Source organism: Paenibacillus sp. J31R120, from assembly GCF_056269225.1.
On the sequence record NZ_JBWDNN010000006.1, the window covers coordinates 164833 to 184110 of the forward strand.

The following is a 19278-nucleotide window of genomic DNA, read 5'->3' on the forward strand; positions in this document are numbered from 1 at the left end:
GAATAAATACTATGATATGCTAAAATTAACAATTTATATAAATAAGGAGCGAAGTCCCATGCTTAGGCCTTCACATCCCGGAAGTTCATGTCCAGGCGGCAAATTGCTGATTACAGATGGCAATGTCGTCCTGCAAGATCGGATTATTCAGGCTTCGATTGCCGTGGAGAATGGACGAATTGCGGCGATTATTGAAGAGAAAGACAAGAAGCACTGGTTCGAACACTGGAATGGGGATGCGGCGGTTCTGCAAGCGGTCGGGAGATACGTGATGCCTGGAATGATTGATATTCACTGTGATGCGATTGAGAAGGAAGTGCAGCCGAGACCGAATACGCTGTTTCCGCTCGATATGGCGTTTCTGGAATTTGAGCGCAAGCTGCCTGTTCACGGCATTACGACGATGTATCATTCCTTGTCGCTGGGAGTCGGTCTTAGCTTGAGAGGGGATCATTTGCTGACGGAGATGGTGGAGCTGATTCACCGATACAGCAAACAGCGGTCCATGATTCGCAATCGCGTGCATCTGCGCTATGAAGTCACGCACCGGGATGGTCTGCCGATAATCGAACGATTCATAGAAGAGGGCAAGATTCATTATTTATCGTTCATGAACCATTCTCCGGGTCAAGGTCAATACCGCAAGCCAGGGTCATTCGAGGCTTATGTGATGAAAAATCAGGGTGTAAGCATCGAAGAGGTCAGGCAAATTGTCGATGATTTGATGGTGAAGCAGCAAAGCGTAGACTGGAACCGCTTGCGGGAGTTATGCCAATTGGCCATAGATAAAGGGATGGCTATCGCTTCTCATGATGATGATACCTTGGAGAAGGTCGATGATAACCGGAGTTATGGCGTATCCGTAAGCGAATTCCCGATTACGATGGAAGTCGCGATATACGGCATGGAGCAAGGAATGTCCGTTTGTGTAGGAGCTCCCAATGTCGTAAGGGGAGGCTCGCATGATCACAATCTAAGTGCCTCGGAGGCGATCCGATCAGGAGCGGCAGCCATCTTATGCTCTGACTACCACCCCTCATCCATGCTTGCTGCCCTGTTCAAATTAGCAGATGAACACATAACAGATCTTCCTGGCGCAGTGCGTATGGCAACGCTGCATCCTGCTGAGGCGCTAGGCGCCAGCGATCAGCTTGGATCCATTGAAAAGGGCAAATTCGCCGACCTCATTGTAGTCGACCGGTTCCAAGGAATGCCTTGGGTCACTGATGCGATCGTGGACGGCGTACATGTGTATGCTGCGGATGTCAGATATTAGGACGGAGACGGATTGCCTGCATCCTCTTGATGAAGATGGCGATGGAGCGATTCGACCATCTGGCTTTGCTCCGATGAGCTTGATTCCTTCCAGATCATCTCGAACAACACGCCTAGTCCGGGTAAAGCCCTCTCGTCGTGATCGACGGAATCGACAATAACCTCGGTAAGCTGCTCTTTGGTGTTATCGTGGACGCGATTGACAATCGCTTGGCGAAGATCGATGATTTGCAAGATGTTGTACCTCCTAAGGTTCAAAATTGTGCAATCTTACTATGCCCAGCAACGGAGAAAGGCATCCGTGGCGCAGGTTATGGTATACTGTACCTACGAAATGAACGATGGAAGGTCAGGTTATTTTCGATGCGCGATATGAATCATATATACATAGGCTCACCACAGAATGACAAGGTCAAGCATTGGGCTTCCTTGCTGGTAAAGAAAAATCGTGACCGCGAGGGTCAATTTATTATTGAAGGCGTGCATCTCATACAAGAGGCCGTTAAGTCTGAGGCGGCAGTCCTGCAAATTGTCTATGATGAAGAGCGCGGCATGCCTGCCGAGCTTGAGGACATGGCTTTGACGGATAAGTCAAATGCGGAATGGATCAGTGCGTCCCGAGCTGTGATGGGGAAGTGTACCGGCACGGATACGCCGCCCCCGGTATTTGCCGTGCTTCGCAAGCCGGACATGCCGATGAACAAGCTGTTGGGCTCCACAAGTCTGGTCATTGCGCTGGATGGGGTCCGTGATCCCGGCAATGTCGGGACCATAATTCGCAGCGCAGATGCCGCTGGCGCGGATGCGGTTGTGCTGGGGCAGGGCTGTGTCGATCTCTATAATCCGAAGACGGTTCGCTCGACGATGGGTTCGCTATTCCATCTTCCCATTATTCAAGGCGATCTGACGGAGATGCTCCCGCAAGCAAGAGCGGCCGGGGCGAAAGCAATCGGCACCAGCTTGCAAGCCGATCATAGCTGCTACGGTTACGACTGGCGCCAGCCGACATGGCTGCTGATGGGCAGCGAGTCCGAGGGTTTGTCCCCGGAAGTACGGGCGCTCGTCGACGAATCGGTCATCATCCCGATGGAGGGCGGCGCGGAGTCGCTTAACGTCGCAATGGCGACAACGGTACTGCTGTTCGAGGCTTTGCGGCAGCGGAAGTTTGGCTAATGTTAAATGTGACTGATTGAAGGCACAATGTTCACCAATGCCTTATAAGAAACAAACAAAAAGACCGAGATTCGCGCTAAGCGATCTCGGTCTTTTTGACAATTATAACGTCTTTACTTCAAAAACCCTTCTTCAAAAATCTTAAACAGATTATCAAGAGTAGTAGGGTCGCTATAAGAAGAAGCTTCTGTGTCGATCTCGATGACGTGGCCGTTCTTGACTGCAGGGATGTTCTTCCATGTCTCCAGCTCCATGAAGGAAACGTCAGCCTTCGAGTTGCGGCTCAGGATAATCCAATCGCCGGCATATTGGTCCAGCACCTCAGTCGATAGTGTGAACAAGCCGCTTTCAAGCGCGTCTTGTTTTACTTTTTCCGGCATATTCAGCCCCATCGCTTGGTACAGCAGCTCAGTTCCGCGGGCAAAGTTATTACCGAATACATAGAACGTCTTGTTGTCGCCAACTTCAATTACCGATACGGTTGCGTCTTCGCCGATTTTCTCCTTAACCTTCTTGCCCAGTTCTTCAGCGCGTTTGGTGAAATCTTCGATCCAAGCCTGCGCTTCTTTTTCTTTATTGATAAGCTTGCCGACTTCCAGCTGCTGCGTCAGGTAATCGTTTTTGCCCCATGTATACACAACTGTAGGCGCGATCTCCTGCAATTTGCTGATGTTGTTCAGTTGAGCCCCGGCCAGAATCAGGTCCGGCTCCAGCTCCAGGATCTTTTCCAGGTTTGTATCAGACACAACAGCCGTATCTGTCAACATCTCTGTGAAGAGGGGATTGCCGTAAGTCCACTCGTCGACCCCGACGAGCTTAGCGCCGAGCGAGAGCAAATTTGGTGCGCTGGATAGCGCGACAATACGCTGCGGATTAGCAGGGACTTCTACCGGGCCAAGCTCGGATTGATAAGTAATCGTCCCGCTATTGCCGTTGTTGCCAGCATCGGGGGCTGTGGATTCACTCGCACTTGGGGATGGAGATGGATTGCTAGCGGTATTGTTGCTTCCGCACGCGCTGATGATCAACACCATCATAAGAATAAATGGAGCAAGTAACTTTCGACTCATTGTTGGAACGCCAACCCTTCTGTAGATGTTGATGATGATAGTCATTCTCATTATATGCATAGGATATTAAATCACATTCCGAATCAGGTTGTCAAACAAATTCGCTTTACACAAACTTATCAATCTTTATTGGCGGGCCATAAATATAGCTATTAATGAAGCAATGAATGAATCAAATAATAAAGCTATTAATGAAGCTATTTTTGAATAGGATGATCGGAACAGCCCTGGCGCAGTGTTAAAAATAGCCCGTCTATTGTGCGTTTTGAACGAAAAGTTAAAACGCTTTAATTTTCTTATTGACTTTCAATTAGCACGATTTTACAATACGTATATAAGCGCTTTCATATCGAAGGGAGTGAGAGAAGCTCAGTAGCAAGGGAGTTAAGCACATCAAAAGTTAAAGCGCTTAAATTTTTAGTTCTCAACTATTTACTGAAAGGCAGTGATGAAGAACATGAAGATTCGTGATTCCTACAAGCCTTACTCACCTGTGGCGATTATCTCCATCATGGTGTTGGTCGTTGCCCTGGCCTTATCTCTTACCTTGGCACCGATTGGATATGCCGCAAGCGCTGCTAGCGGCTCGGGCGAGTCGGATAAGCCGCTTAGACCCTTCCCACAGCATATGAGCTATGCGGAAGGAAGCATCAAGCCGAGCCATGTGACCCAGAAGCAGATGGATGCCGAGGTTGCATTGCTGTACGACCAATACAAGCTGAAATACATCAAGAAAAACCCGTACGATAACAGCCAGTATTATATCTGGTACAACGACGGCGGCTGGAACGGGGATGCCATTACCGTATCTGAAGCACATGGCTATGGCATGATGATTACTGCGCTAATGGCGGGACATGATCCGGAAGCGAAAGGGATTTTCGATGGCATGTACCGGTTTTTCCGCGCACATCCGAGCGAGCTTCATCCTGACCTGATGGCATGGCAGCAGGCTGACCGCGATGGCGCAATCATCGACGTGAACGGCACCGACTCCGCTATCGACGGCGATATGGATATTGCTTACGCTTTGCTGCTTGCCGATAAGCAATGGGGCAGCGCAGGCGCGATTAACTACAAGGGCGAAGCGGTCAAAGTGATCAATGCGATCATGGAGAGCGAAGTTCATCCAGAGCACTTCCACCTGCAATTGGGTGACTGGGTTCCGATCTCTGACAGCGAGCCAAGCTTCAAGCCGGCTACTCGTCCTTCGGACTTCATGCTTCAGCATTTGAAGGAATTCTACAAAGTGACTGGCGACAAGCGCTGGCTGAATGTGCTTGAGACAACATACGGCATCGTTAATGATGTACACAAGACGTACAGCCCGAAAACGGGATTGCTGCCGGACTTCGTCTATCGCGATGCGGACGGCACATACAAGCCGGTATCGGAATTCAAGTGGACGACAGAAAGCGGGCACTTCCTGGAGTCGGAATTCGACGGCGCGTATAACTACAACTCTTGCCGCACGCCTTGGCGGATTGCGTCCGACTTCCTGCTGACGGGCGATAAGAGAGCGTATGATCAATTGTCTACGCTGAACACATTTGTATCTGAGAAGCATACCGCACCATATGAAGTATGGTCCGGCTATTCGCTTGACGGCAAGACGAAGCTGAGCGAGTGGGACGGCGGCCTTGAATTTACGGCTCCGCTCATGGTCAGCGCGATGATCGACAAGAGCAATCAGCAGTGGCTGAACGATCTGTGGGATTACCACACAGAGGAAGCAAACTCCGTCGCACTGGAATGGCGCTATTACTATGGCAACTCGATCCGCCTGCTTAGCATGATCGTAGTGTCTGGCAACTGGTGGTCGCCGACGGGCGTAGCTTCTACCGATATTGCAGGCCACGCGGCTGAAGCGGATATCGTAAAGTCGCTTGCAGAGGGCATCGTGAACGGTTACCCGAACGGCACATTCAAGCCGGATGAAGGCGTGTCCCGTGCTGAATTCTCCGTCATGCTGGCGAAGTCGCTGAAGCTGAATGGCAATGGAGCTGCGCTGACATTCGAAGACAAGGCAGCCATCGCGCCTTGGGCTAACCGCTATGTAGCACAGCTCGTAGAAGCGGGAATTGCGAATGGCCTCTTCGGAGCACAATTCCTGCCGTCGCAGAAGCTGACGAGAGCAGAAGCGGCCGTATTGCTGGCATCCGCGAGGAAGCTGGAGCTGTCGGCTGAATCTGCAGCAACGGGCTTCTCGGATGATGCTGCTATACCAGCTTGGGCCAAACCATCCATTCTGGCTCTTGGCGAAGCGGGCGCCCGGTTGTTCCAGCCGCAATCGCAGCCGTTCGGACCGGATGCTGCGCTTACTCGCGCAGAAGCCATCACATTACTAAGGACGCTTGCGAGCGCCTAAGACATCGATTCGATCCGTGCCAGGCAGCGGTACTGCCAACTTCACTCAAAATGTGATATCGTAAAGAGATACGCGGACTATCGCAAGGAGAGAAGCACGGATGAAAGTGAACATATTCGACGTGGCACGGAAGTCAGGACTATCAGTTGTGACGGTGTCACGGGTCATTAATAACGCGGGAACGGTGCGGGAGAAGAATCGGTTGAAGGTTCTTCATGCCATGAAGGAGCTGGGTTATTCTCCTAGCGCCGCTGCCCGCAGCCTGGCACGGGGGAAAACAGGGGTTATCGGCATTGCGATCATGACGCTGAACGACTCTTTCCTCGATGCCGTAGTGAAGGAAATCAATGATAAGATGGCGGAGCATCACTACTTGTTGGCGCTCTTCATCTCGCAAGAAGATGAAAATGATATGCATAATGCTATATTTCAAGAGGATCGGGTAGACGGCATGATCGTGCTGTCCCCGATTAACGAAGAGAGATATGAGCAAGAATTGACGCGCAAAAATATCCCTTACGTCCTCGTCGACAATCAGCAGGAGAATTCCCTCGCGCCGTCTGTGCAAGTGGACAACTTCCGCGGCGGCTACGAGGCGACGAGACATCTGATTGATCTTGGACATATCTCCATCGCTCATATATGCGGTTCCGATTCGTTCCTAAGCAGCAAAGAGAGGGTTCGCGGCTACAAGGAAGCTATGAAGGAAGCGGGACTTGAACCCCGGATTGAGCAAGGCAACTTCGATATTCCGTCGGGATACGAGATTGCGGAGCGCTGGATCAAGTCGGGAAGTCTTCCGACGGCTGTCTTTGCCGGGGATGATATGATGGCATTCGGCGTCATGGACGCGCTGAAGAACAACGGCCTCCGTATACCGGATGATGTATCAGTCGTCGGGTATGACGACCAGTTGTTCGCGACTCAGCTTCGTCCATTGCTAACAACCGTGCGCCAGCCCGTCGAATCGATCGGCGCACAAGCGATCGAGCTGCTGCTCAAGCAGATCGGGAGCAAGGAAGAGCATCATCATGATGCGGTGGAGCATATCAAGCTTCAACCGGAATTGATCGTTAGAGAATCTACGAGAAGGCTGATTCACACTGGGCAGTAAGGAATAGCATAGCGATGAGCAAGGCTTGCTCGATTTCTTCTCTTCAAGTCTCATAAAAACCGTTGGAGGTGTCGTGATGAACACGAATCTGGCTAATTGCGGGAAAGACTTGAAAAGAGGTAAGACAATGAGGAAAGTCATGATGATAAGCCTTGTAATGGCTTTGCTCATGACTTTAATGAAAACGCAATCATTACTATTAGATACAGCATATGGAGCGGGTGAGCTGCGCCCTTTCCCACAGCAAGTTTCCTATTCCGGCATTATTAAGCCCAATCATGTAACCCAGGCAGCTATGAATGCATCGGTCGCATCCTACTATGACTATTGGAAAGGGAAGTATCTGAAAAACAATCTTGCCTCTTTGCCGGGCGGCTACTATGTCAAGGGTGAGATTACAGGCAGCTCAGGCGGATTCGTACCGCTTGGCACTTCCGAGGGACAGGGCTACGGCATGATTATTACCGCGCTGATGGCTGGTCATGATGCCAATGCCAAAACGATCTATGACGGATTGTTCAAGACAGCAAGAGCTTTCAAAAGCTCTGTTAACTCCAATCTGATGGGCTGGGTCGTAGCCGACCATGTGAATGCACAGGGCAATTTCAGCTCGGCAACGGATGGCGATCTGGATATTGCGTATTCGCTTATTTTGGCCCATAACCAATGGGGATCGGGCGGTACGATCAACTACTTGCAAGAAGCGACCAAGATGATCAATGCGATCAAATCGAGCAACGTAACGAACAACAATCGTCTGAATCTGGGAGACTGGGACTCGAAGACAACTCACAATTCCAGACCTTCGGACTGGATGATGAGCCATCTGCGCGCTTTCTACGATGTGACTGGGGACAATACGTGGCTGAATGTCATCAATGCGCTCTATACGGCTTATTCCCAAGTGAGCAATACGTATGCGCCGACTACGGGACTAATCTCCGACTTTATCATTAACAGTCCTGCTCAGCCTGCTCCGGAATGGTTCCTGAACGAGTTCCAGCAGACCAACCAATATTACTACAATGCAGCCAGAGTACCGCTCAGAATGGTCATGGACTATGCCATGTACGGCGAGACGCGCGGCAAGACAATCGTGGATAAAATGTCGAACTGGATAAAAGGCGCAGCAAGCAATAATCCAACTAATGTAAAGGCGGGTTACTCGCTTAGCGGCACGGCGCTTAACACATACAGCTCCGCTGTATTCACTTCTCCATTCATCTCCGGAGCTACAGCTAGCAGCGGCAACCAGGCATGGGTGAATGCAGGCTGGGATTATATGAAAAATGCGAAGTCCAGCTATTTCAGCGACTCGTACAATATGCTTAACCTGCTCTACATCTCAGGCAACTGGTGGAAGCCTACTGCGCAGGGCGGCGGCTCGACCAGCGGCGTGACCTTGCCTGTCGTATCGGACACGTATGTAAGAGGCGGCACGTACAGCACGATCAATTACAGCACGGAAACCTCGATGACCGTGAAGAAGAACGATCCGAATCTCTCTTTTGCAAGACAAGGCTATTTGAAGTTTATCAAATCCTCGGTGACCGGTCCGATTACTTCGGCCAAGATCAGGCTGTATGTGGAGAGCGTGCATAGCAATGCTGCTTCCGTGCCGATCCGGGCATTCGGCATTAATAATAACACTTGGTCTGAAGCTTCGATCACCTTTGCGAATCAGCCGACAGAAGCAGGCGTATCCCAAGGTTCGGCTACGGCAACCGGAACGGCCGGCTACATCTACCTGGATGTAACTTCATTCGTCAATTCGCAATCGAGCGACACCGTTTCGTTCCGTATAGTGGGGATTGATCATGATGCCGGAGCGGTTCTGGCGACCAAAGAAAACTCCACTGCATCCAAACGTCCGGTTCTCCTTATTAATGGAGGCTAAGAGCTGGCATCACGTTTGCCAGCATGCAGCACTCCCCCTTTACAACATCTCTATATTTGGTTGACACTGCTGTAATAGTTGGGAGCTATAGTTGTCCTAGAAGCAAGGCATCAACAGAATACGAGGGCACACGGGTACGCAGCATTTGAACCCCATGAGAAGAGGAGGAATCATCTTGTTTATACCCATGAGATCCGCTCATAGAATATCACGCGCAATAGCTATTATCATGGTGTTTATCATGTTTGCAGGAACAATAGGCGGTGCGGGCTTCGGCATGAACCGGGCTTACGCGGCTCCCGCTGCGGATGAAGTGTATACGATAGCAGAATGGACGGGGGCGGCGCTAGGCGCCGATCCGGCCCGCCCGGCAAGCGGAGGCGTCAACCGTGCAGATGCAGAGCTGAGCATTACAGGCGGTGCAAAATATGATCCGGGTCAGCCTGGATATGTAGAATGGCGGGACGGGGTAGGAACCAAGTATTGGCTGGTTGCCGTGTCTACCAAAAACTTTGAAAATCTGACATTGTCCTCGTGGCAGCGGTCGGGCAATTCCGGGCCGAAGGACTTTGCAGTGGAGGTCAGCACAGATCAGACAACTTGGACGAAAATCAAGGATTTGGAGCTGCCTCCGTCCAGCACATGCTCCAGCGACAAGTGCAGACTGGTCGATGAAGCGCTGCCTGCCTACCTTGCTAATCAGGATCAAGTCTACATCCGCTGGGTGATCTCATCCACCCATGTAGCTAATCCGGATCGGGGAGTAATCGGGGAATGGGGCGTCAGCACACTGCATGATGTCGTTCTGAAAGGAAAGGCAGTAGATGGCGCTGTCATCATCGTGGATGAAGAAGCACCGTCCGTTCCCGCTAATGTCAAAGGAACGGCTTTGACCCATCAGTCGATTGCCTTGTCATGGGATGCATCCACTGATAATGAAGCCGTAACCGGCTACTCTATTTATCGCGACAATGTGAAAGTAGGCGATACATCGGGCACGACGTACACCGATTCTGGATTGAAGCTGGCGACTTCTTACTCCTACGAGATTAGCGCTTATGATGCCAGAGATAACGAGTCGGCCAAAAGCGCTGCCGTTATCGTGAAGACAAAGGATAAAGCGGCGGATACGCTTGCTGCATGGTCCAGCTTCCGTGCTGAGGAAGGCCAAGCCGGCATCCATAAGTCTACGGAAGGCGTATACAGCAGCGCGGCCACACTTCGCGCCGTTGGCGGACCAAGCTTTGAAGCGGTGACCAACTCTTCATCGGAGAACAGCGTGCAATACCAGGGCTGGGACAACGGAACCGGGTCGAAATATTGGGTGGCGGCTCTCCCGACAAAAGGGCATGAGGGGATTAAAGTATCGTCCAAGCAGCGCTCATCGGGATCGGGTCCTGCTGATTTCAAACTGCAATACAGCGTTGACGGTACAGAATGGAAGGACGTGCCGCAGACGCAGCTGAAGCTTGTGAACGGCAGCTATGCCTCAACTGCTCAGCTCATTGAACAGCCTCTGCCAGCAGAGGCGGACGACCGCGATATGCTTTACATCCGCTGGGTCGTCACGTCCACGACGCCGACCAACACGGCGAGCAATGCGGCTGTGGGAGCATCGGGCTCCAGCTACATTAGCAATGTGGCGATCAAAGGGGATTCGAACGGTGGGGAAGTCGTAATCCCAACGCTTGCGATTTTTGCAACGCCAGCGCATAAGGCCATAAATGTGGACCCGGCGACACCTCTTAGCGTTCAATTCAGCAAGGAGATTGCCGTAACAGGCAACGGTCAGGTACGCTTGGCGGATTCCAAGCAAGCGGCTGTGAAGGATGTAGCGGCTGCGGTTGACAGCGCCAAGCGGGATACGCTGAACATAACGGCGCCTGCACTTACTTACGGAGAGACGTATACCGTAACGATTCCTAAAGAAATGATAAAGGGCACTGATGGCGTTCCGTTAAATCAAGACTTTGTATGGAGCTTCCAAGTGGCGGAGTCGCCGCTTAAGCCGAAGCTTATGACGATGTCATTTAACGGCGACCCGCGCACCAGCATCGGATTTGCCTGGTATACGGATTCTTCGACGGGCACCGTTGCCGAGGTTGCTGAAGCGAGCAAGGTTCAAGGGGGCAACTTCCCTGTGGACGGCACGTTTGTATTCGAAGGAACAGAGGATGTCGTAGAGACGTATATGATCGCCGCAGATCGGGCGACCAATGCGAAGACGAAATTCTACAGCCATAAGGCGATTGCGGACGGCCTCAAGCCGGGGACGACGTACAAGTTCCGTCTCGGCAACGGCGAGGCAGGCTCCTGGAGCAAGATCGGCACATTCACGACGGATGCGGCCGAGCATCAGGATTACCGGTTCATTGTAGGCGCGGATTCGCAAGCGTCCACGCTGACCAATTTCGAGCCATGGGCCGATACGTTCAAGAAGGCTGCCGATTTCATCGGCGATCCGAAGTTTATTATCGTAGCCGGGGATCTGGTGGACAATGGCGACCTGGAGACGCAATGGCAATGGATGCTGAGCGTAGCCGAGGACACCTTGCTGAAAGTGCCGTATGTGCCTGTACTTGGCGGCCATGAGGTGAATGACTACGACGGCGATGTCACAACCGACAGCAACAATTTCTATCATCACTTCAATGTGCCGCAGCAGGTAGTAGAAGGCACGCATGAGGGCTCCGTCTATTCGTTCGAATACGGCGACGCCTTGTATATGGTATTCAATTCGCAATTCGAGGGCGGGCTGGCTTCCGACGGCAAAAGCATTGATTGGGAAGATCCGGAATTCCGCGCTCAGCTGGATTGGATGCGCAATACGGTAGCGAAGTCCGATAAGAAATGGAAGTTTGTCACCTTCCATAAGAGCCCGTACGCCTCCGGCGACAATTCTTCGAAGTACGAAGACGCCCGCGTACAATTCTACCGTCAGCATCTGATTCCGGTATTCGATGAGCTGGGCATCGATATGGTATTCGAGGCGCATGACCATATGTATATGCGTTCCTTCCAGATGTACGGCAACGAGGTGGTGCCGCGTTCTGCGCTCACATTCGATGCTAACGGTAATGCGGTTAATCCTAAAGGCACGATCTATTTGATGCCGAATGCACTGGGTAATAAGTTTTATCAGAAAGCGGAGTATCAGTATGAGTTCGACGAGAATTGGAATGCGATTGTGAAGCTGGACGAAAACGGCAATCCGGTTCTATACGATCATTTCTTCGCGGATGTGAATGAACAACCATCCAAAAAGATGTTTACCGATGTCTCGATCACGCAAGAGGTGCTGTCCTTCAAGTCGTATACGGCTGCCGTTGACGATGAAGGGAAGGCGGGCACGGTAGGCAACGGCTTGTTGGAATACGACAAGTACGGCATTAAGAGAACCGACGTGAAGCCGGCTGTGCCAGAGTCGGTAGAGTTGAAGCTCGACGGTACAACGGCAACATTGACCTGGAACACGCCATCGACCAGCGATGAGCCGGTCAGAGGATTCCGAATCTACGAGAAGAACGATAAGGTGCTGACGCATTGGAGCGAATATATTCCTGCTAAGGCTGGCCAGAAGTCGTACAGCTTTGAGGTGAAGGGGCTGAACCCGGCCAAAAAATACGACTTTATCGTCAAAGCTGTTGGGGCTAGAATAAACTCCGACGCGGTCGAGGTGACGACCATCGAAGGTCCCGTGGACGAAGAGCCGCCATCCGCGCCTACTGGGCTGAAGGGAACTGCGGTCTCGGAATATCAGGTGAACCTGTCATGGACAGCTTCTTCCGGCAATGTGGAGGTTAGCGGCTACCAGGTGTACCGGGATGCAGTGAAGATCGCTACAGTAGCGGGGAACATCACATCCTATATCGATAACGGACTGACACCGGGCAAGACCTATCGTTATAGCGTCAAAGCCTTTAGCCCGGAAAATATTGAATCGCTCGCCAGCAATAGTGCGGAAGTTAAAACACTCTCCGGCAAAGATGGCGAAGGTCCGTTCAAGCCGTTCCCTCAGCACACCGCTTATGCGGAAGGCAGCATCAAGCCGAATCATGTGACGCAAGAGCAGATGGATGCAACTGTGCTGAAGCTGTTCAAGGAATGGAAAGCGAAATACTTGAAGACGAATCCGTACAATACGACAACCACTGAAAAGTATGTGTGGTATGCGGATGGTAGCTGGTTTGAAGAAGAGACGGAAGGCGACATTACCTTCATGCCGATTACGGTATCGGAAGCGCATGGCTATGGCATGTTGATTCTGGCATTAATGGCTCAGAACGATGAAGAATCGAAGGCTGATTTTGACGCCATGTTCCACTACTTCAAAGCCCATCCGAGCGAAATCAATCCTGCGCTCATGGCTTGGAAGCAAGGCGATACAGGCTCGGAAATTCTAAGCGTCAGCGGCGTGGATTCCGCAACCGACGGGGATTTGGATATCGCGTATGCCTTGCTATTGGCCCATAGCCAGTGGGGCAGCAAGGGAGATATTAATTATCTTGAAGAAGCAAAAACGCTGATTAACGCCATTATGGACAGCGAAGTGAACAAGTCCGATTGGACGCTGCGTCTGGCGGATTGGGCAACCTCGGGCAAGTGGGGAAGCGCAACAAGGCCATCGGACTGGATGCTGCAGCACTTGAAAGATTTCCGTGTGGTAACGGGCGATAAGCGCTGGGATCAAGTCATTGACAGTACGTACAGCATCCTGAACGGGCTTTATCAATCGCATAGTAAGGAGACGGGACTTATCCCGGATTTCGTCATTCGCGATGGCGAGGCCTTCATTCCGGCGCCGCCTGGATTCCTGGAATCGGAGAATGACGGCGATTACTATTACAACTCTGCGAGAACGCCATGGCGCCTCGGCACGGACTTCCTTATTACAAGGGAAAGCAGAGCCAAAGACCAACTGAACAAAATGACAGAATGGATTCGCAAGAAATCGGGAGATAAACCATCCAACATCAAGAGCGGGTATACCTTGGATGGAACAAAAGAGCTTGCGGAATGGACTGACCTGACCTTTACCGCGCCGTTCATGGTCGGAGCGATGCTGGATGCATCCAATCAGAAGTGGTTGAATGACCTGTGGGATTACAATGTATCGCCTTCTACGGAGGATACGGTATATTTCAGCAATAACATTCGTTTGCTCAGCATGATCGTAACATCCGGCAACTGGTGGACGCCTACAATTGTGGACACGGAAGCGCCGACCGCAGCGGTCATTGATCAGGCCAGAGCTACATCATCCTCGACGATTGAGCTGAGCTGGCTGCCGTCTACGGATAATCTCGGAGTAGCGGGCTACAAGATCTATCGTGATGATGTGGAGATCGCAACGACGACCGATACGAAGTTCAGAGATACGAGGCTGAAATCGAACACGCAATATGCGTACTTGGTTATTGCCTATGACGCAGCGGGCAATCAATCGAAGGCCAGCAACCTGCGTCTGGTCAAGACGCTTGTCGCAAGCATCGAACCAAATCCGGGCACAGGTACAGAGCCGGGAGGAAATACGGATCCTGGCGAGGAAGGAGAAGGACCGACCAATCCTGTCGATCCGAATACGCCTGTACTGGCCGATATTGCCGGACATTGGGCGAAGCAAACCATCGAACGTGCGGTTGCGCTTGGTCTGATTACGGGATATCCGGACGGTACCTTCCGACCGGAAGGTCAGATTACGAGAGAAGAATTCGCACATCTGATTGTAAAAGCCTTAGGACTTAAGGAAGATCAGGCGGCGCCTGGATTCGCCGACGAGACTTCCATCAGCGGCTGGGCTAAAGAATCGGTGCAGCTGGCTGTGAAGGCCGGCATCATTCAAGGCTATGAGGACGGCACCTTCCGTCCGAAAGCGCTCATCTCTCGCGCCGAGATGGCCGTCATGATCGCCAGGGCATTACATGCGGCGGAGCAAGCGAACGCGCAAACCTCGTTCGCCGACAATGCCAGCATGCCAAGCTGGGCGAAATGGGCCATTGATGCTATGCAGAAGCAGGGCATTATGGAGGGGAAAGGCAACGGCAAATTTGCCGCAGATGACAAAACAACCAGAGCTGAAGCGGCTAAGGTCATCTTGAAAGTGTTTGATCTGCTTAATAAGAAATAATTCACACGAAACTGAGGAGACTGTCCTAAAAGCGAATGGTTGTGCCATTAGTTGTAAGAAGGGGCGTCCCTCAGTCATCTAACGATACTTTTTGAGACAGTCTCAGTGTGAGCCGAGAGGAAAGCTGAGCTGCAAGCCGAGAAACCCGGCTTAGAGCATTCGTGGCCGCGTCCCGAGCATCTGCAAGCCGAGAATCTCGGCTTAGAGCATCCATGTGCTGCGCCCCGAGCGTCTGCAAGCCGAGAAAATCGGCTTAGAGCATTCGTGGCCGCGCCTCGAGCATCTGTAAGCTGTAAAACACGGCTTAGAGCTACCCCGGAGCTGCTGACAAACAATAACTTGCGACTCATAAACCAACAAAAACAGGAGCTGTCTCAAAGGTCATTTATGATTTTACAGCCCCTATGGTAGACAAGATTTCAAGCAAGAGAGAAGCCTTCAAACCCACTTTCCGGTGGTTTTGAAGGCTTTTTCATTCAACGTTTGGGAATGACTTATCCGTTGCTTCCCTCGTGGTACACCGACCTTTCTTGTTGGAGGGGAGTTGTCTAGGGAGCTGTTAAATAGGTATAGGAAAATAGTTCTAGCTATTAAGATCCATATTATAGTAGAATATGAATGAACGTTCATTCATATTCTCTAACTGTCTTAAATGTCTAATATCAATACTCGATGAGAGGAGCATCTTCATGTCTATTCAGAGCGAGCAGCTCCAGCAGTTTTTCAAGCGCAGCTTCGAAGACGGCGCCAAAGAGCATGGTGTCCGGCAAATTATGCTGCATGCGGTCGATGTGTTCTCGCGCAAGGGCTTTGCCGGGACCAAGATTAAGGATATTGCCGAGTGTGCCGGCTTTAGTCAGGGTTACGTCTACAATTATTTTAAATCCAAAGATGAGATATTCACCCGAATCGTGGAGCAGGCTGCGGATGGAGCGGGCAGAGCTGTCGAATTCGCTGCCCGCCTGGAGGGGACTCCGATGCAGCGGATTACATGGCTGACGGAGGCGTTCCTTGCGCCGGACAGTCTTGCTATGCAGCATTGGCGGCTGAATCTGCTGCAGACGACTGCGGCAGACGCCATCCCTGAAGAGGCGAAGCGGATGGCCAAGGAAAAGATGGGCGAGCCGTTCAAGCATTTTGTGCCGATGGTCATGGAAGGACAGCGGATGGGCGAGATTGCAGACGGCGACCCGCTTATGCTGGCGATGGCTTATTTTTCGTTCATCCAAGGGCTAGGCATCTCTCGCATCCAGACAACGGGCGAGCTTCCATTCCCGGACGTGGACGTGGTGTTGGCTTTTATGAGGAAATAGCTTCGTTACAATATGCGGCTAGCGCAGCGAAAGGAAGAGGCCACGAATGATGAAGGTGTTCAAATCCGAACAGGCTCGCCGGAAGATGCTTGCATCCTATGACGAGTTGATTGCGATGTGGGGCGTGGAGACTGTGTCACATGAAGTTCCCTCGAAATGGGGAAGCACGCATTGCCTCACTGCGGGAGACAAGGGAAATCCACCGCTTGTGCTGCTGCACGGCGTGGGTGACAACTCGGCGGTGATGTGGGCGCTTAATATGAAGGAGTTGTCGAAGCGGTACTTCTGCATTGCGGTTGATACGCTTGGCGGACCGGGGAAGAGCGTGCCTAACGAGCAGTATACGAAGGAGTCCTTCCGCCAGACGGAATGGCTGAGCGAGGTTATTGATTTTTTTGAGCTGGATCAGGTATATATGGCGGGTGTCTCGAATGGCGCATACATGGCCTATCATTATACGACTGTGCATCCTGAGCGAATTCGGAAAACGATGTGTCTGGAGGGAGGAATCGTGACCAGTCCCATCAAGTCCATGATCTCCACATTGCTGCTCATGTTCCCTGAAATTCTGATGCCTACGGAACGCAACATGCATCGCATCGTCAGACGGCTGAGCGCGCCGCAATCGGATGTGTTCGATCGGCATCCCAAGCTGGCCAATCATCTGGTGCTGATGATGAAGTCGCATAACCAGGGGGCGATGTTCCCGCATAAGGTGGAGACGTATGATGAGGCGAAGGGAGCGGCGGTGAAGGACAAGCTGTTCTTTCTGCTGGGTGACCAGTATCGCATCGTATCGAAACGTACTGTGGACTTGATCAGACGGGGGCAATACGCTCACCGGATCATGGAGCAGACTGGACATGGCATTAATCACGAACGGCCGAGGGAGGTACACGAAGAGATGTTCCGCTTTCTGGCGGAGTAGGAAAAGGGTGGATAAAAGCGCTTAGGTGTATTTCTACGATTCGGACCCCGCAAGGGGTGGAAGAGCGTAGAATTAACTACACTGTAAGCGCTGTTTTTTTGCTATAGTACTGATATGACTCTAATTTGAACAATAGGACATTCGAACGACCTAGACTGACAGGAGGAGCCGTCATGCGCGGAAACCCGATTAACCCGCTTACAAGACTGAACATGAAGCAGCAGCTCGTCTTGTTGTTTCTTGCGATGGTCAGTCCTGTCTTCCTTCTGCACTGGTATGGCAACTTTCAGGCAGAGAATCTGCTTAAGAATCATGTGACGAACGCATATGTGGAGTTAATCAAGCAAAATCATACCATTATTAATCGGGATATCGAAACAGTCAACAAGGTGACAGCTACCATTATTCAGAATCCGACTACGCAAAGGCTCGTTCCAAGCGGCAATGATGCAGTAATTGAACGGGTCAGAAAATTCGATAGCGTCGATCGCATGCTGAATAGCTATTCCATCCCTATCAATGGCGGCGAAGCCGTCTATTACTCCCTTTATATTTATGATCCCAATGATTACTACTTTTTTGCGCCGAAGCGTCAGATTATGCAGACAGGCGTTTATTTTTTCTCTGATAAAACAAAACCGGCCTGGTTTGATTATGCGATAAGCAAGCGAGGCTCGGGTTATATGGATATTATTGAATACAACTTTGGACTTGCCAAAATCAATACGCTGGCTTATATACGCGCGGTCGGCAATGTGAACAATGGCAAGGAATTTCTGGGTGTGCTGATTGCTACCAAAATGGACATCAAGCTGGCAGAGTCGCTTCGCTCCGTCTCGCTGCCCAGCGGGGTCATCTCGTATGCCGATTCCGGCAACCGCATCTTAAGCTCGACGGTCCCGGGGCAGAACGGCAAGCTGCTGGACCTGCCAGATGACTTACTTGATGGACTAAGCATGAGAAGCCACAAGAAGGAAGGATTTCTGGAGGAGCCGTTCCGCACCCATGAGATGATCACCTCTGATTCCATCTATATTGCGAGCCAGAATGATGCGATCGGCCATAAGCTGGTCTATCAGATTCCGGTTCAATCGCTGCTCAAGCAGCAGAATGAGCTGAAGCGGATTATTCAGCTGATTACGGTGGCCTATATGCTGCTTGGCTCCGTCATCATGGTCTACTTCTGGCGTTCCCTCATGACGCCGCTGCAGAAGCTGGCCCAGTTCGTCCGAACCTATGAGCCGGGCAAGCTGGTACCGGAGACGCCATCGAAGCGGCGACGCGACGAGGTCGGTGTCCTGATGTCGGCCATGTATGATATGGCGCGCAGGCTGAATGCGCTGATTCATTACAAGTACAACATGGACCTGAAGGCGAAGGAATCTCAGCTTCAGCTGCTCTATCAGCAGATTAATCCTCATTTGCTGTACAACACGCTGGAGAGCATTTATTGGAAAAGCACGCTGGAGGGCAATACGGAATCCGCAGAGATGATCAAGGAGCTGTCGAAGCTGATGAAGATCGGCCTCAGCAGGGGGCGGGAGCTTATTCGTCTTGAGGAGGAGCTTGAACATGCCAAGGCATATGTCAATCTTCAGCAGATGCGTTATTCCTACGAGTTCAAGGTCATCTGGAATATACCAGATTCCGTGAAAATGATTCGCATTCCGAAGATTTCGCTGCAGCCCCTGATCGAAAACGCGATTATTCACGGCGTCAAGCTGATGGGAGACGATGGCGAGATCCGGATATCGGCGGCGCTGGAAGGCGAGCGGGTGACGATTAAGGTGGAGGACAACGGCTACAAGGAAGCCAATATTGCCGCGATCGACCAGCTGCTGAATGATGAGAAGGTTGATCATAGACTAGGGTACGGCATCCGCAATATTCATCAGCGTATCCAGCTGCACTTCGGCAATACGTTCGGGCTTAGCTATCGCAAGCGAGAGGAAGAAGGCACAGCTGCTGTTATTGTATTGCCGGCGACTTATGAGGAGCCGCTTGATTAAGTTC

The 19278-nt window shown here is 51.4% G+C and carries 11 protein-coding genes and 1 pseudogene; 10 read left to right on the forward strand and 2 right to left on the reverse strand.

Features of this window, described 5'->3' with window-relative positions; genetic code table 11:
* The first annotated feature begins 58 nt into the window (after positions 1–58).
* Positions 59–1276, forward strand: a complete 1218-nt coding sequence (locus AC0YNW_RS21335) for an alpha-D-ribose 1-methylphosphonate 5-triphosphate diphosphatase (protein ID WP_475833671.1) — start codon at positions 59–61, stop codon at positions 1274–1276.
* Here the strand turns inward: AC0YNW_RS21335 and sspI are convergent.
* The gene (gene sspI / locus AC0YNW_RS21340) at positions 1273–1509 is read right to left on the reverse strand and encodes a small acid-soluble spore protein SspI (protein WP_475833672.1); all 237 of its coding nucleotides are present in this window, start codon (positions 1507–1509) and stop codon (positions 1273–1275) included. The genes AC0YNW_RS21335 and sspI overlap by 4 nt on opposite strands.
* A 138-nt stretch (positions 1510–1647) precedes the next feature.
* On the opposite strand from sspI, the gene AC0YNW_RS21345 reads away from it, so the two are divergent.
* Positions 1648–2448 carry a TrmH family RNA methyltransferase gene (locus AC0YNW_RS21345; RefSeq protein WP_475833673.1) on the forward strand — a complete coding sequence of 267 codons (801 nt, stop codon included), beginning with the start codon at positions 1648–1650 and terminating at the stop codon, positions 2446–2448.
* A gap of 113 nt (positions 2449–2561) precedes the next feature.
* Here the strand turns inward: AC0YNW_RS21345 and AC0YNW_RS21350 are convergent, their stop codons facing one another.
* A complete protein-coding gene (locus AC0YNW_RS21350; protein ID WP_387476701.1) occupies positions 2562–3518 on the reverse strand; it encodes an iron-hydroxamate ABC transporter substrate-binding protein in 957 nt (318 codons plus the stop codon).
* Between the two features lie 457 nt (positions 3519–3975).
* Between AC0YNW_RS21350 and AC0YNW_RS21355 the strand changes: the two genes are divergently transcribed.
* From AC0YNW_RS21355 to AC0YNW_RS21390, 8 genes and pseudogenes are all read left to right on the forward strand, one after another.
* Complete coding sequence (locus tag AC0YNW_RS21355) at positions 3976–5886, forward strand: glycosyl hydrolase family 8 (protein ID WP_475833674.1); 1911 nt, start codon at positions 3976–3978, stop codon at positions 5884–5886.
* Positions 5887–5986: 100 nt separating this feature from the next.
* Entirely contained in the window at positions 5987–7000 is a 1014-nt protein-coding gene (locus tag AC0YNW_RS21360; protein ID WP_475833675.1) for a LacI family DNA-binding transcriptional regulator, read from the forward strand.
* Positions 7001–7127: 127 nt separating this feature from the next.
* A pseudogene (locus AC0YNW_RS21365) lies at positions 7128–8366 on the forward strand (family 8 glycosyl hydrolase); the annotation flags it as partial.
* Between the two features lie 30 nt (positions 8367–8396).
* Positions 8397–8897 (forward strand): CBM96 family carbohydrate-binding protein, encoded by a 501-nt coding sequence (locus AC0YNW_RS21370; protein ID WP_475833745.1) that lies wholly within the window; start codon positions 8397–8399, stop codon positions 8895–8897.
* 241 nt (positions 8898–9138) lie between these two features.
* Positions 9139–15024 (forward strand): glycosyl hydrolase family 8, encoded by a 5886-nt coding sequence (locus AC0YNW_RS21375; RefSeq protein WP_475833676.1) that lies wholly within the window; start codon positions 9139–9141, stop codon positions 15022–15024.
* 689 nt (positions 15025–15713) lie between these two features.
* On the forward strand, positions 15714–16337 hold the full coding sequence (locus AC0YNW_RS21380) for a TetR/AcrR family transcriptional regulator (protein ID WP_475833677.1): 624 nt from the start codon (positions 15714–15716) through the stop codon (positions 16335–16337).
* A gap of 46 nt (positions 16338–16383) precedes the next feature.
* Entirely contained in the window at positions 16384–17265 is an 882-nt protein-coding gene (locus AC0YNW_RS21385; protein WP_475833678.1) for an alpha/beta fold hydrolase, read from the forward strand.
* 173 nt (positions 17266–17438) lie between these two features.
* The gene (locus tag AC0YNW_RS21390; RefSeq protein ID WP_475833679.1) at positions 17439–19274 is read left to right on the forward strand and encodes a sensor histidine kinase; all 1836 of its coding nucleotides are present in this window, start codon (positions 17439–17441) and stop codon (positions 19272–19274) included.
* The last annotated feature ends 4 nt before the right edge of the window (positions 19275–19278 follow it).